This window comes from Pseudomonas sp. CFSAN084952, assembly GCF_009648855.1.
GTDB lineage: Bacteria > Pseudomonadota > Gammaproteobacteria > Pseudomonadales > Pseudomonadaceae > Aquipseudomonas > Aquipseudomonas paracarnis.
The window spans coordinates 6,061,421-6,075,293 of record NZ_CP045767.1; the positions used below are offsets into that span (position 1 = coordinate 6,061,421).

11 protein-coding genes and 2 tRNA genes are annotated in these 13,873 nt (G+C 60.6%); 9 read left to right on the forward strand and 4 right to left on the reverse strand.

Annotated features, from left to right (window positions below; translation table 11 throughout):
• Nucleotides 1–58: 58 nt before the first annotated feature.
• From GH769_RS27585 to GH769_RS27595, 3 genes are all read left to right on the forward strand, one after another.
• The gene (locus GH769_RS27585) at nucleotides 59–1,246 is read left to right on the forward strand and encodes an ATP phosphoribosyltransferase regulatory subunit (RefSeq protein WP_003188066.1); all 1,188 of its coding nucleotides are present in this window, start codon (nucleotides 59–61) and stop codon (nucleotides 1,244–1,246) included.
• 54 nt (nucleotides 1,247–1,300) lie between these two features.
• Complete coding sequence (locus GH769_RS27590; RefSeq protein ID WP_020301628.1) at nucleotides 1,301–2,590, forward strand: adenylosuccinate synthase; 1,290 nt, start codon at nucleotides 1,301–1,303, stop codon at nucleotides 2,588–2,590.
• Nucleotides 2,591–2,729: 139 nt separating this feature from the next.
• Nucleotides 2,730–4,664, forward strand: a complete 1,935-nt coding sequence (locus GH769_RS27595) for a methyl-accepting chemotaxis protein (RefSeq protein ID WP_014716670.1) — start codon at nucleotides 2,730–2,732, stop codon at nucleotides 4,662–4,664.
• Nucleotides 4,665–4,771: 107 nt separating this feature from the next.
• Here GH769_RS27595 and GH769_RS27600 read toward each other — a convergent pair whose 3' ends face one another.
• From GH769_RS27600 to GH769_RS27615, 4 genes are all read right to left on the reverse strand, one after another.
• Complete coding sequence (locus GH769_RS27600; protein WP_020301627.1) at nucleotides 4,772–6,325, reverse strand: iron ABC transporter permease; 1,554 nt, start codon at nucleotides 6,323–6,325, stop codon at nucleotides 4,772–4,774.
• Complete coding sequence (locus GH769_RS27605) at nucleotides 6,325–7,350, reverse strand: extracellular solute-binding protein (RefSeq protein ID WP_014716672.1); 1,026 nt, start codon at nucleotides 7,348–7,350, stop codon at nucleotides 6,325–6,327. The genes GH769_RS27600 and GH769_RS27605 overlap by 1 nt, the downstream gene beginning before the upstream one ends.
• A gap of 144 nt (nucleotides 7,351–7,494) precedes the next feature.
• A tRNA-Leu gene (locus tag GH769_RS27610) sits at nucleotides 7,495–7,581 on the reverse strand.
• A 154-nt stretch (nucleotides 7,582–7,735) separates the two neighbouring features.
• Nucleotides 7,736–7,822, reverse strand: a tRNA-Leu gene (locus tag GH769_RS27615).
• A gap of 224 nt (nucleotides 7,823–8,046) precedes the next feature.
• Here GH769_RS27615 and rnr point away from each other — a divergent pair.
• The 6 genes from rnr to rplI all read left to right on the forward strand — a co-directional run bounded on the left by rnr (nucleotide 8,047) and on the right by rplI (nucleotide 13,801).
• Complete coding sequence (gene rnr / locus GH769_RS27620; RefSeq protein WP_032904042.1) at nucleotides 8,047–10,674, forward strand: ribonuclease R; 2,628 nt, start codon at nucleotides 8,047–8,049, stop codon at nucleotides 10,672–10,674.
• Entirely contained in the window at nucleotides 10,671–11,432 is a 762-nt protein-coding gene (rlmB, locus tag GH769_RS27625) for a 23S rRNA (guanosine(2251)-2'-O)-methyltransferase RlmB (protein WP_003188074.1), read from the forward strand. Before rnr ends, rlmB begins: the two co-directional genes overlap by 4 nt.
• A gap of 294 nt (nucleotides 11,433–11,726) precedes the next feature.
• Nucleotides 11,727–12,146 carry a 30S ribosomal protein S6 gene (gene rpsF, locus GH769_RS27630; protein WP_003188075.1) on the forward strand — a complete coding sequence of 140 codons (420 nt, stop codon included), beginning with the start codon at nucleotides 11,727–11,729 and terminating at the stop codon, nucleotides 12,144–12,146.
• Between the two features lie 29 nt (nucleotides 12,147–12,175).
• A complete protein-coding gene (gene rpsR, locus GH769_RS27635; protein ID WP_002551829.1) occupies nucleotides 12,176–12,406 on the forward strand; it encodes a 30S ribosomal protein S18 in 231 nt (76 codons plus the stop codon).
• A 36-nt stretch (nucleotides 12,407–12,442) separates the two neighbouring features.
• Nucleotides 12,443–13,336: a hypothetical protein gene (locus GH769_RS27640; protein WP_019818302.1), complete on the forward strand. Its 894-nt coding sequence runs from the start codon at nucleotides 12,443–12,445 to the stop codon at nucleotides 13,334–13,336.
• A gap of 18 nt (nucleotides 13,337–13,354) precedes the next feature.
• On the forward strand, nucleotides 13,355–13,801 hold the full coding sequence (gene rplI / locus GH769_RS27645; protein WP_003171376.1) for a 50S ribosomal protein L9: 447 nt from the start codon (nucleotides 13,355–13,357) through the stop codon (nucleotides 13,799–13,801).
• The last annotated feature ends 72 nt before the right edge of the window (nucleotides 13,802–13,873 follow it).

Consider the following 13,873-nt stretch of genomic DNA (forward strand, 5'->3'; position numbering starts at 1 on the left):
CTGCTTCACTCAAGGCTCGGCCGAGGGCTGGCCGCCCGGATCAAAGGGGAATGGCGTAATGGCAACGGTAGACCGCTGGCTGCTGCCAGATGGCATCGAAGAAGTACTGCCACCAGAAGCTGCGCGCATTGAAGTAGCGCGTCGCCAGGTGTTGGATCTGTTCCAGAGCTGGGGTTACGAGTTTGTCGTGACTCCCCATATCGAGTACCTGGAATCCCTGCTGACCGGCGCGGGCCAGGACCTGGATCTGCGCACCTTCAAGGTCATCGACCCGCAATCGGGCCGGCAAATGGGGTTCCGTGCCGACATCACGCCGCAAGTGGCGCGCATCGATGCGCACACCCTGCGGCGCGAAGGCCCGAGCCGCCTGTGCTACGCCGGCAGCGTACTGCATGCCCAGCCGCGTGCGTTGTCGTCTTCCCGTAGCCCGATCCAGTTGGGCGCCGAGCTGTACGGCGATGCCAGCCCGAGCAGCGATGTTGAAGTGATCAGCCTGATGCTGGCCATGCTGCAACTGGCGGATGTGCCGGATGTGCACATGGACCTGGGCCACGTCGGTATCTACCGTGGCCTGGCGCGCGCTGCCGGGTTGTCCGGTGAAGTGGAGCAACAGTTGTTCGATGCCCTGCAGCGCAAGGCGATCGATGAAGTGATCGCCCTCACCGAGGGTGTGCCTGCTGAGCTGGCTGGCATGCTGCGCGCGCTGGTAGACCTGTGCGGCGGTCGTGAAGTGCTGGTGGCTGCGCGTGAGCGCCTGGCGAATGCGCCGGCACCGGTATTGGCAGCACTGGACGATGTGCTGGCAATTGCCGAGCGCCTGTCGGCACGGTTCCCGGAGCTGCCGCTGTATTTTGATCTGGGTGAATTGCGCGGCTACCACTACCACACCGGTGTGGTGTTCGCGGTATTCGTCCCGGGTGTTGGCCAGGCCATCGCCCAAGGTGGTCGCTATGACGATATCGGCGCCGACTTCGGTCGTGCGCGTCCGGCCACTGGTTTTTCCACCGATTTGAAAACCCTGGTGACCCTGGGGCGTGCTGAGGTCGAGCTGCCGTCTGGTGGCATCTGGATGCCCGACAGTACGGACGCAGCGCTCTGGCAGCAGGTTTGCCAGTTACGCCGTGAGGGTCAGCGTGTAGTCCAGGCCTTGCCTGGGCAGCCATTGGCCGCCGCCCGTGAAGCGGACTGCGACCGGCAATTGATTCAGCAGAACGGGCTTTGGCAAGTATCGCCACTGGCTTCTTGAGTTTCCCTGCCGGCCATCGCCGGCACCAAGTTTGCGCGAATGAGGACAAGTGTTATGGGTAAGAATGTCGTAGTCCTGGGCACCCAATGGGGTGATGAGGGCAAAGGCAAGATCGTTGATCTGCTGACCGAACATGCTGCCGCCGTAGTGCGCTACCAAGGTGGCCACAACGCTGGCCACACCCTGGTCATCGATGGCGAAAAAACCGTCTTGCACCTGATCCCGTCGGGTGTCCTGCGCGAAGGCGTGCAGTGCCTGATCGGCAATGGCGTGGTGGTCGCACCTGACGCCCTGCTGCGCGAGATCACCAAGCTGGAAGAGAAAGGCGTACCGGTGCGCGAGCGCCTGCGTATCAGCCCGTCCTGCCCGCTGATCCTGTCCTTCCACGTTGCGCTGGACCAGGCCCGTGAAAAGGCGCGTGGCGAGCTGAAGATCGGCACCACCGGTCGCGGCATCGGCCCGGCCTACGAAGACAAGGTCGCACGTCGTGGCCTGCGTGTGGGCGACCTGCTCAACATGCCGCGCTTTGAAGACAAACTGCGTGAACTGGTGGATTACCACAACTTCATGCTGGTGGGTTACTACAAAGAGCCGGCCATCGAGTTTGAAAAGACCCTGGCCGAGTGCAAGGAATACGCTGAGCTGCTCAAGCCGCTGATGCTGGACGTGACGGCCGAGCTGCACGAGCTGCGTCGCGCTGGCAAGGACATCATGTTCGAAGGTGCCCAGGGTTCGTTGCTGGACATCGACCACGGTACCTACCCGTACGTGACCAGCTCCAACACTACTGCTGGCGGCGTTGCCACCGGCTCGGGCGTTGGCCCGATGTTCCTGGACTACATCCTGGGCATCACCAAGGCTTACACCACCCGTGTAGGTTCCGGTCCGTTCCCGACTGAGCTGTTCGACGACGTTGGCGCACACCTGGCCAAGCAAGGTCACGAATTCGGCGCCACCACTGGCCGTGCTCGTCGTTGCGGCTGGTTCGACGCCGTTATCCTGCGTCGCGCTATCGATGTGAACAGCATCTCGGGCATCTGCCTGACCAAGCTGGATGTACTCGACGGCCTGGAAGCCATCAACATCTGCGTCGGCTACAAAGACGCCCAAGGCAACGATGTTGCCCCGACCGACGCTGACAGCTACGTGGGCCTGCAGCCTGTGTACGAAGAAGTGCCAGGCTGGACCGAATCGACCGTGGGCGCCAAGACCCTGGAAGAACTGCCAGCCAACGCCCGCGCCTACATCAAGCGTGTGGAAGAGCTGATCGGCGCACCGATCGACATTATTTCGACCGGCCCGGACCGCAACGAGACCATCGTTCTGCGTCACCCGTTCGCGTAATAAGCTGTTGATGTAAAAAGCAAAGGGCTCCTTCGGGAGCCCTTTGTCGTTTCTGCCTGGCAAACGGCACGACCCTTGCTGTGTTTCCCTCTTTCGAGGTGCTATCAAATTAGTGGCACCCGTGGTGGAGGGATTTCCAGTGTCTGCCGTTCTCTCGTTGTTACAAAGCCGTCTGTTGCGGCCGGTGTTCGTTACCCTTGGTATCGCTCTTTTGGTGCAAGTGCTGGTGGCCGTCGCGCTGACGCGGAGCACGGTGACGGCGCTGGAAGCCGATTTGGGCAATCGTCTGGGCATAGATAGCCAGAAGTTGTCTGGCGAACTGGCCCAGGCTGGCAAGGAAGTCACGTCCAGCCTGGACAGCCTCTCCGCCAGCACGCGCCAGCGCCTCACAGCCGGGCTTTCCACGCGCTTGCAGGAAGAGCAAAAGCAGTTGCGTGCGACGCTGGAAAAAGACCTGCAGGACTCGGCCAATGACATGGCGCAACTGCTGGCCTCGGTCGCGCCCCGTGCCATGTGGGACAGTGACGTGCCGACCCTTTCTGAGTTTGCCCGCCGGGCCCAGCGCAACCCCAATGTGCTGTTTGTGGTGTATGACGACGCCGCAGGCGAGCACCTGACCCGATACCTGAACCGCGAAAACCCTATCAACCAGGCCCTGCTGGCAAAGGGCGCAGGGGAGCGTGCCCTGGACAAGGTGCTGGACGCGGCCAAGACAGACCCCTCCGTGTATTACGTCGAAGCCTCCATCAGCCCCAACGGCGTGGAAATCGGCAAGGTGCGCATGGGCGTGTCGACCGCGACGGTTGAAGCCGACCTGCAAGCCTTGGATAAGCGCTTTGCCGCGCTGATCGCCAGCGGTGATCAGCTGGTGGGTGACAGCCTCAAGGGAGCCGCTGCTGACAGCGCCAACGCCATGGGCGCCCGGCTGCAATCGGCGCAAGCCACTGCCACGCAAATGACGGCCAACACGGCCGCCGCTGTGCAAGACGCGGCGGGCACCCTGCGCTGGCGTATCGGCATGGGTCTGGCGCTGGTGGGGCTTGGGGTCTTGCTGCTGATCGCTATTGTGCTGGGCCGGCGCGTGGTCAATCGTCTGAAGCTGCTGATTGCCGCGATGGATGACCTGGCGGCCGGCGAAGGCGACCTCACCAAGCGCGTGCAGATCAACAGCAAGGATGAAATCGGTGATATGGCCTCGGCGGTCAATCGCTTTGTGGATAAGTTGCAGCCCATCGTGCGGGAGGCAGGCGACGTGGCCCAGCGTACTGGCGTGGAAATCGGCGCCATGACGTTGCGCAATGCTGGCGCCGATGCGGCGGCGGGCTTGCAGCGTGATGAAGTGGCCGAGAGTTTGCGCGCTTTGTCGCAAATGGCCGATGAGGCCCAGGCCGAAAGCCACGCCATGCAGGCGGCCCTGCAGCAGGTGGTGGATATTCGCCAGGCCACGGATGAAAACTCACGGACCTCGGCCGAAGTTGGCAGCTTGATCGAGGCGTTGGCGGGGCAGGTGCAGGCCGGTTCCCAGGTGATCGAACGGCTGGCGCAGCAAAGCGAACAAATTGAAGTGGTGTTGACCGTGATTCACGGTATCGCCGAGCAAACCAACCTGCTCGCTCTCAACGCGGCCATCGAAGCGGCACGGGCTGGCGAGACTGGGCGCGGCTTTGCGGTGGTGGCCGATGAAGTGCGTGCGCTGGCCAGCAAGACTCAAAGCTCCACTGGCGATATCCAGGCGCATATTGTTGCGTTGCAGCAGGGCGCGCGTGAGGCCGTAGAAACCATCGGCAAGGCGGGGCGCCAGGCCAGTGAGGGCTTGCTGGTGCTGCGCGATAGCGTGCGCTTGCAGCAGACGGTGCAGGCTTCTGTGGAGCAGGTGCATGCGGCGATTGGCCTGGCGACGCGCGCGGCCGAGCATCAAGCCCAGGGCGCGCATGCGGTGCGTGGGCGCGTCGAGGTGATTCATGCCCAGGCCGAGCGTGCGGCGCAAGCGGTGGTGGAGACGACGGCCAGTGGCAAGGTGTTGGATGGGTTGGCGGCGCAGTTGAAGGCGAGTTTGGGGCAGTTCAGGGCGTGAGGTTGTCTGGACTGGCCTCATCGCAGGCAAGCCAGCTCCCACATTCAACTGCATTCCAAAGTTGGAACTCGGTCACTGTGGGGGCTGGCTTGCCTGCGATAGCTGTTTCAGCGACTCAGATACATCCGAGTCGTGAGCAGATACACCGGCAACCCCGACACCACTATCAACAACGCCGCATACGGCGCCGCCGCCGCAAATTCCACATTCGAGGTATGTGCCCAGACGGCCGTCGCCAAGGTATTCAACCCGGTCGGGCTGAGCAGCAACGTCGCCGTCAATTCCTTCATCGCATCCAGGAATACCAAGGCAAACGCCGCCCCCAGCGCCGGAAAGATGATTGGCAACGTCACCCGGCAAAACGCACTGAAGGACGATGCGCCTAACGTGCGCGCAGCCTCTTCCAGCTGTGGCGCCGCCTTGTTCAGTGCTGTACGAATCGGCGCCTGTGCCAACGGCAAAAACAGCAGCGCATAAGCAATCAGCAATAACGCAGAGGTCTGGTACAGCGCGGGGATGTAATGCAGGGCGAAATACACCAGGGTCAGCGCAATCACCAGGCCGGGCAGGGCATGCAGTAGATACGGCAAGCGTTCGGCCCAGAGTGCCAACTGTCCTTTGTAGCGCACCACCAGCAGCCCAACCGGCACTGCCAGTACCAGGCACAGTGCGGCGCCGCCCAGGGAGAGCGCCAGGGATGACAGCAGCGCCTCGCTGATCTCGGCCATCGGAAACGCCGCTGACGAACCGACGGCCAACCAATAGCCGAGCATGCCCAGCGGGATGCCGCTGCCGATGATCGCCAATGCCAGGCAATACACCTGGCCCAATGGCGCCCACTTGCCGAGTCGAACCTGCTCGGCGTGCCGCGCCGCGCCCTGGCCGATGCGCACATGCCGGCCTTTGCCGCGTACGCGCAGCTCCAGCCACAGCAGGGTCAGGCACATCACCAGCAGCACTGCCGAGAGCATTGCCGCATTGGCATTGCTGAATTCCAGTTCGAACTGCTGGTAGATCGCGGTGGTGAAGGTCTGCAACCCGATAATCGACAGCGCGCCGAATTCCACCAGCATGTGCAGTGCGATCAATAGTGAGCCGGCCAGCAGCGATGGCCACAACAGCGGGAGTGTGATGCGAAAGAACACGCCCCAGCGGTTGAGCCCCAGCGTGCGGGCCGATTCTTCCAGGGAGGGGTCTAGATTGCGCAGTGTTGCCGCCACCGGCAAAAACACCAGCGGGTATTTGGACAGGCTCATCACCAGGATCGCGCCGCCGAGCCCCTCGAACTGAGCGCTCAGCGACACCCAGGTAAAACTGCTGACAAACGCCGGCACCGCAAACGGCAGGCACAGGATCACGCCCCAGATGCGCCGTCCTGGCAGGTTGCTGCGTTCCAGTAGCCAGGCCAGGGACAGGCCGATCACGCCGCAGGTCAGGGTCACGCCGACCATCAATGCCAGCGTGTTGCGCAGCAGCCCGAACACATAAGGTCGCCACAGTAGATGCACCGCCTCCGTCCAGCCCGCCTGCCAGGCTTTGAGCCCGACATAGGCGAGCGGCAACAGGCTCAGGCCAACCAGCAATAGCACAGGCAGCAGCAGCCAGATTGATGGGCGTTTGCGACGGGGGGTGAACCCCGTGACGGAAAGCGATGGGTTCATCAGTTCAGGCCAACGTCACGTTCCAGCTCCAGGGCTTCTTCGGCGTTACCCAGGTCTGCGGGGGTGACCTTTGGTGGCTGCAGCTCGCTAAATGGCTTGAGGCCGCGGTTCGATTCCATGCCCTTGCGCAGCGGGTACTCGGCCGACGTGTTGGTGATCACGCGCTGGCCCTCTTCGCTGGCCATGAATGCCAGCAATTGCTGAGCTTCTTTGGGATGCTTGCTGGATTTGAGTGCGGCAGCGGAGGACACGGTGATCAGGCCGCCAGCATCACCATCGGTGAAGTAATGCAGCTGGGAGTCCAGGTTGGTTTTTTCCTTTTTCAGGGCGAACCAGTAGTAGTTGTTTACCAGCACGGTAGCCACTTCGCCGTTTTCCACGGCCTTGAGGGCGACCATATTGTTGCTGTACACCTTGCCGAAGGCGCGCAGGCCGGTCAGCCATTCTTCCGCGGCTTCGCGACCGTGCAGCTTGATGATTGCCACGGCTTGTTCCTGGAACGCGCCGCTGGTGGGCACGAAACCGACCTTGCCTTGCCATTCGGGGCCGGCGAAATCCAGTACCGACTTGGGCAAGTCTTTTTCCGCAATCAATTTGGGGTTGAAGGCTACGACGCGGGTGCGTGCGGTCACGCCCATCCAGTCGCCGTTTTTACCCACGTAATCCTTGGGCAGCACATTGAGGGTGCTGGCATCGATTTTTGCCAACAGGCCTTGCTCGCCGAGTTTGTTCAGGGGCGGTGATTCTTCGGTGTAGATGACGTCGGCAGGGGAGCGCTCACCTTCTTCGACGACTTGGCTGGCCAACTGGTTGCTGCTGCCTTTGCGCACGTTGACGTGGATGCCGGTCTTGGCTTCGAAGGCCTTGGCGAGTTCATCGCCGACTTCTTTGTGTTGGCCGTTGTATAAGGTCAGGGAGACCTTGTCGGCAGAATGGGCGGCGGGCGAGAGCAGGGTCAGGCTGAGTAGGGTGAGGGTCAGGCCGCGCAGAAGGGATGTCTTGAGTCGGTTGTCACGGATCATCATCCGAAGTGTTCCTCGCTTATATGCAACAAATCATTGCAAGGATAAACGATAAATCTTCTCAAGTGCGGATGAGGGGGAAATCACTGGGGAAGTTTTCAAACCCCGGAAACGAAAAAACCCGCTTTCGCGGGTTTGATCTGAATTTGGTGCCCAGGAGAAGACTCGAACTTCCACGACCTTGCGATCACCAGCACCTGAAGCTGGCGTGTCTACCAATTTCACCACCTGGGCATTATCTAACAACGTTGCCGCTGTTGATGGGGCGAACTATACGGCGGGGTTTTTAATCTGTAAACCCCTGATTCGAAAAATATAAATCAATTTTTCCGTTAAAAATCAAAGGTCTGAAACGAAAAAACCCGCTTTCGCGGGTTTGATCTGAATTTGGTGCCCAGGAGAAGACTCGAACTTCCACGACCTTGCGATCACCAGCACCTGAAGCTGGCGTGTCTACCAATTTCACCACCTGGGCAGCATCAACAACGTTGCCGTCGTCGATGGCGCGCACTATACGGAGCGATATTTGAGCTGTAAACCCCTGCCATGAAAAAAGCCTGGAAAATTTCACCAGCGGTCGTGCAAGGTGCGTGGCGGGGGTCGTAAAGGTCTTTTAAACGCTTGTTGATACCTGAAATTTCCCGTTTCAATACGCGTATGCCAAACTAACCCACATATAGACAAGGTGAAAACTCTCTAATGGCCGATTGGCAGTCCCTCGATCCCGAGGCCGCTCGTGAAGCGGAAAAATATGAAAACCCTATTCCTAGCCGCGAACTGATCCTGGCGCACCTCGCCGATCGTGGTTCGCCTGCTAGCCGTGAGCAACTGGTTGAAGAATTCGGTCTGACCACCGAAGACCAGCTCGAAGCCCTGCGCCGCCGTTTGCGTGCGATGGAGCGCGATGCTCAATTGATCTACACCCGTCGTGGCACTTACGCGCCGGTAGACAAGCTCGACCTGATCCTGGGCCGCATTGCCGGCCACCGCGACGGCTTCGGCTTCCTGATACCGGACGACGGCAGCGACGACCTGTTCATGAGCCCGGCGCAAATGCGTCTGGTGTTCGATGGCGACCGTGCCCTGGCGCGGGTTTCTGGCCTCGACCGCCGTGGTCGTCGTGAAGGCGTGATCGTCGAAGTGGTGTCCCGTGCCCACGAATCTATCGTCGGCCGTTACTTTGAAGAAGGCGGCATCGGCTTCGTTGTGCCGGATAACCCCAAGGTCCAGCAGGAAGTGCTGATCACCCCGGGCCGCAATGGCGCCGCCAAGGTCGGCCAGTTCGTCGAGGTGAAAATCACCCACTGGCCTACTGCGCGCTTCCAGCCCCAGGGCGATATCGTGGAGGTGGTCGGCAACTATATGGCGCCGGGCATGGAAATCGACGTTGCCTTGCGCACCTACGATATTCCTCACGTCTGGCCTGATGCCGTGCTCAAGGAAGCCGCCAAGCTCAAGCCGGAAGTCGAAGAGAAAGACAAAGAAAAACGTATCGACCTGCGCCATCTGCCGTTCGTCACTATTGACGGCGAAGATGCCCGCGACTTCGACGATGCGGTCTACTGCGAAGCCAAGCCTGGCAAGCTGCGCCTGTTCTCCGGCGGTTGGAAGTTGTACGTCGCGATTGCCGACGTCTCCAGTTACGTGAAGATCGGTTCGGCCCTGGATAACGAGGCTCAGGTGCGCGGCAACTCCGTGTACTTCCCAGAGCGCGTGATTCCGATGCTGCCTGAGCAGCTGTCCAACGGCCTGTGCTCCCTGAACCCGAAAGTCGACCGTTTGGCCATGGTGTGCGAGATGACCATCTCCAAAACCGGCGAAATGACCGACTACCAGTTCTACGAAGCGGTGATCCACTCCCAGGCGCGTCTGACCTACAACAAGGTCAGCACCATCCTGGAAACGCCGAAGACCAGCGAAGCCAAGGCCCTGCGTACCGAGTACGCTGGCGTGGTGCCGCACCTCAAGCAGCTGTACTCGCTGTACAAGGTGTTGCTGGGTGCGCGTCATACCCGTGGCGCGATCGATTTCGAAACCCAGGAAACCCGGATTGTCTTCGGCTCCGAGCGCAAGATTGCGGCGATCACCCCGACCACCCGTAACGACGCGCACAAGCTGATCGAGGAGTGCATGCTGGCGGCCAACGTGGCCACTGCCGAGTTCCTCAAGAAGCACGAAATTCCTGCGTTGTACCGTGTGCACGACGGCCCGCCGCCGGAGCGCCTGGAAAAACTTCGCGCCTTCCTCGGCGAGCTCGGCCTGTCCCTGCACAAAGGCAAGGATGGTCCTACGCCGAAGGATTACCAGGCCCTGCTGGCCAGCATCAAGGACCGTCCGGATTACCACGTGATCCAGACCGTGATGCTGCGATCCCTGAGCCAGGCGGTGTACAGCGCCGATAACCAGGGCCACTTCGGCCTGAATTACGAGGCGTACACCCACTTCACTTCGCCGATTCGCCGCTACCCGGACTTGCTCACGCACCGGGCGATCCGCAGCGTGATCCATTCCAAGCAGAACACCCCGCACGTCAAGCGCGCCGGTGCCATGACCATTCCGAAAGCACGGATCTATCCGTACGACGAAGCGGCCCTGGAACAGCTGGGTGAGCAGTGCTCCATGAGCGAGCGCCGCGCCGACGAAGCCACCCGCGACGTGGTGAACTGGCTCAAGTGCGAGTTCATGAAGGATCGCGTGGGCGAATCGTTCCCGGGTGTGATCACCGCAGTGACCGGCTTTGGCCTGTTCGTCGAGCTGACCGACATCTACGTCGAGGGCCTGGTGCACGTCACCGCCTTGCCGGGTGATTACTACCACTTCGATCCTGTGCATCACCGCCTGGCGGGCGAGCGCACCGGTCGCAGCTTCCGTCTGGGCGATACCGTTGAAGTGCAGGTCATGCGTGTCGACCTCGACGAGCGCAAGATCGACTTCGGCATGCCTGACAAGCCGGCAGAGCCTGCGGGTCGTAAAAAACGTGGTGAAACCACAGCGCCTGCGTCCAAAGGCAAAGCGACCACTGCAAAAACCACGGCCGAGCCTGCACCTGCCAAGGCCGGTCGTCGTTCTTCTGCCAAGGACAAGGCCCCTGAAGCCTACCGCCCAAGCGACGCTGCGGCGAAAAACGCCGAGCTGCGCAAGAGCCGCGAGTTGAAGCAGCAGTTGCTCAACGAAGCCAAAAGCGGTGGTAAAGCGGCGTCTGGGGGAAAGTCTCACGGGGCGGAAAAACCGTCGAGCAAGCCAAGTAAACACCGTAAAGGCCCGCCAAAAGCGGGTTCGGCTCCCGCAAAAAGCGGCGGGCCGCGCAAACCTAAGGCCAAGTCATGAGTCTGGAAAAAATCTACGGCGTGCACGCCGTAGAAGCACTGCTGCGTCACCATCCCAAGCGCGTCAAGCAGGTGTGGTTGGCCGAAGGTCGCAGCGAGCCGCGCGTACAGGCGCTGGTCGAGTTGGCTACGCAGAATAAGGTTGCCATCGGCCAGGCCGAGCGTCGTGAAATGGACGTGTGGGTCGAAGGCGTTCACCAAGGTGTGGTGGCTGACGTCAGTCCGAGCCAGGTGTGGGGCGAGGCGATGCTCGACGAGCTGCTCGACCGTACCGAAGGTGCGCCGTTACTCTTGGTGCTGGACGGCGTGACCGACCCGCACAACCTCGGCGCCTGCCTACGTTCGGCGGATGCTGCCGGTGCGCTGGCGGTGATCGTGCCCAAGGACAAGTCCGCGACCCTGACGCCGGTGGTGCGCAAGGTCGCCTGCGGTGCGGCGGAAGTGATTCCGCTGGTGGCCGTGACCAACCTTGCGCGTACCCTGGAGAAGCTCCAGCAGCGCGGCCTGTGGGTCGTGGGCACGGCGGGGGAGGCTGAGGTCAGCATCTATGATCAGGACCTCACCGGCCCTACCATCCTGATCATGGGCGCCGAAGGCAAAGGCATGCGCCGGTTGACCCGTGAGCATTGCGATTACCTGGTGCACCTGCCGATGGCTGGTAGCGTCAGCAGCCTCAATGTGTCGGTTGCGACGGGTGTTTGCCTGTTTGAAGCCCAGCGTCAGCGTGGTGCGAAAGCCAAGGCCAAGCCCAAGAAGTGATCAAAATGTGGGAGCGGGCTTGCCCGCGATGACGGAGTGTCAGTCAGCAGAGATGTTGCCGGTGCCATGGTCATCGCAGGCAAGCCCGCTCCCACATTGGTTCTGTGGTGTTTATTCAGGATTGTTCAAATAATCACCAATTGCCTTGCGCCGCTTCTCCCCCTTCTCTACAATTGCGCCCCTTGCCTTCCTGGCAGGCACCGATGTGCCTCCCCTGCGGCAAGATCCATAAGTGTCATTCACTCCTTGTCTGACCGTTTTTGAGCGGCAGGCTACAACCCGTAAGGAGCATTCATGCGTCATTACGAAATCATCTTTTTGGTCCACCCGGATCAAAGCGAGCAAGTCGGCGGCATGGTTGAGCGTTACACCAAGCTGATCGAAGAAGACGGCGGCAAAATCCACCGTCTGGAAGATTGGGGCCGTCGTCAACTGGCCTACGCAATCAACAATGTTCACAAGGCTCACTACGTGATGCTGAACGTTGAGTGCACTGGCAAGGCCCTGGCCGAGCTGGAAGACAACTTCCGCTACAACGATGCAGTGATCCGTAACCTGGTCATCCGTCGCGAAGAAGCCGTTACTGGCCAATCCGAGATGCTCAAGGCTGAAGAAAACCGCAGTGAGCGCCGTGAGCGTCGCGATCGTCCTGAGCACGAAGGCGCTGAAAGCGCTGAAGGCGAAGAGAACGACAGCGATAACGCTGACGAGTAATCCACGGACCTTATTAAGGAGCCTATCAAATGGCACGTTTCTTCCGTCGTCGTAAATTCTGCCGCTTCACCGCTGAAGACGTGAAAGAGATCGATTACAAAGATCTCAACACTCTGAAAGCCTACGTATCCGAGACCGGCAAAATCGTTCCAAGCCGTATCACCGGTACCAAAGCACGTTATCAGCGTCAGCTGGCCACCGCTATCAAGCGCGCCCGCTTCCTGGCCCTGCTGGCCTACACCGACAGCCACGGCCGCTGAGACCGGGCAGTCGACAAGTAGTAAGGGATTGAATGCATGCGCGCCTTAGCTGAGTTCATCATGCGCGGTCGCGTGCAGGCCACTCTGGTAGTGGCTGGATGTGCGGCATTGCCGTTGCTTTATTGGTTGGGTGCTGCCGCAGGTTGCCTTGTGCTGCTGCGGCGCGGTTTGAAGGACGCCCTTGGCGTTCTTGCCCTGGGTTTGTTGCCGGCCTTGATCTGGTGGCTGCAAATGGGTGATCCACGGGTACTTCTGGTACTGCTGGGGTCATCGAGCCTTGCGTTGGTTTTGCGCGCAAGTGAGTCCTGGGTCCGTACGCTGCTGGTCAGCGTGGCATTGGGGTTGGTGTACTCAGTGATGCTTGGCGCGGCTTTCCGCCCGCAGATCGAGGCGCTGGCGCAGGAGATCGTCAAGATCCTGCCGTTGGCCCTCGGGGATCTCTACCAGCAGTTGTCGGTAGATGAGCGAGCGCGGTTTGCGTCACTGATTGCCCCGGTCCTGACTGGCCTGATTGCGGCTTTGTTGCAGGTCGTCAGCGTGCTGAGCCTGATTCTTGGGCGTTATTGGCAGGCGTTGTTGTACAACCCGGGTGGTTTTGGTCGCGAGTTTCGCAGTATCAGAATCCCAGCGGGGCCGGCGATGTTGCTGCTGGCGTGCATGGTTGTCGGGCCGAACTTCGGCCCACAGATGGCCTTGCTGGCGCCGATTTGCAGCGTACCGCTGGTGTTTGCCGGGCTGGCCCTGATTCATGGGCTGGTTGCGCGAAAGCGCCTGGCCAGGTTCTGGCTGGTGGGGTTGTACGTCACGCTGTTGCTGTTCATGCAGCTGATCTATCCGTTACTCGTGGTCTTGGCCATTGTTGACAGCCTGATTGATTTTCGCGGTCGTCTGGCGTCGAAAGACGCCGATAACGCGAACGGTGAAGGTTAAAAGTTAGAGGATTTTCACATGCAACTGATCCTTCTGGAAAAAGTCGCCAACCTGGGCAACCTGGGCGACAAAGTGAACGTTAAGGCCGGCTACGGTCGTAACTACCTGCTGCCATACGGCAAAGCCACCGCTGCAACCGCTGCCAACCTGGCTGCGTTTGAAGAGCGTCGTGCTGAGCTGGAAAAAGCCGCAGCAGACAAAAAAGCGTCGGCCGAAACTCGCGCTGCCCAACTGGCTGAGCTGGAAGTGACTATCACTGCCACCGCTGGTGACGAAGGCAAGCTGTTCGGTTCGATCGGCACCCACGACATCGCTGATGCACTGACCGCCTCCGGCGTTGAAGTGCAGAAGAGCGAAGTTCGTCTGCCGAACGGCACCATCCGCAACGTAGGCGAATTCGACGTAGCCGTGCACCTGCACGCCGAAGTTGAAGCCACCGTACGCGTTGTCGTGGTAGCAGCTTAAGTCGCACCTAACTGACTGGCACCTCGCGTGCCAGCCGGTTAACATCGGGCACGATCCTGTTTACAGGTCGTG

What these genes read in the sequence shown, in the direction of transcription:
- GH769_RS27585 (WP_003188066.1), top strand. Translation starts at nt 59, where the DNA reads ATGGCAACGGTAGACCGCTGGCTGCTGCCAGATGGCATCGAAGAAGTA.
- GH769_RS27590 (WP_020301628.1), top strand. Translation starts at nt 1,301, where the DNA reads ATGGGTAAGAATGTCGTAGTCCTGGGCACCCAATGGGGTGATGAGGGC.
- GH769_RS27600 (WP_020301627.1), bottom strand. Translation starts at nt 6,325, where the DNA reads ATGAACCCATCGCTTTCCGTCACGGGGTTCACCCCCCGTCGCAAACGC.
- GH769_RS27605 (WP_014716672.1), bottom strand. Translation starts at nt 7,350, where the DNA reads ATGATGATCCGTGACAACCGACTCAAGACATCCCTTCTGCGCGGCCTG.
- rnr (WP_032904042.1), top strand. Translation starts at nt 8,047, where the DNA reads ATGGCCGATTGGCAGTCCCTCGATCCCGAGGCCGCTCGTGAAGCGGAA.
- rlmB (WP_003188074.1), top strand. Translation starts at nt 10,671, where the DNA reads ATGAGTCTGGAAAAAATCTACGGCGTGCACGCCGTAGAAGCACTGCTG.
- rpsF (WP_003188075.1), top strand. Translation starts at nt 11,727, where the DNA reads ATGCGTCATTACGAAATCATCTTTTTGGTCCACCCGGATCAAAGCGAG.
- rpsR (WP_002551829.1), top strand. Translation starts at nt 12,176, where the DNA reads ATGGCACGTTTCTTCCGTCGTCGTAAATTCTGCCGCTTCACCGCTGAA.
- GH769_RS27640 (WP_019818302.1), top strand. Translation starts at nt 12,443, where the DNA reads ATGCGCGCCTTAGCTGAGTTCATCATGCGCGGTCGCGTGCAGGCCACT.
- rplI (WP_003171376.1), top strand. Translation starts at nt 13,355, where the DNA reads ATGCAACTGATCCTTCTGGAAAAAGTCGCCAACCTGGGCAACCTGGGC.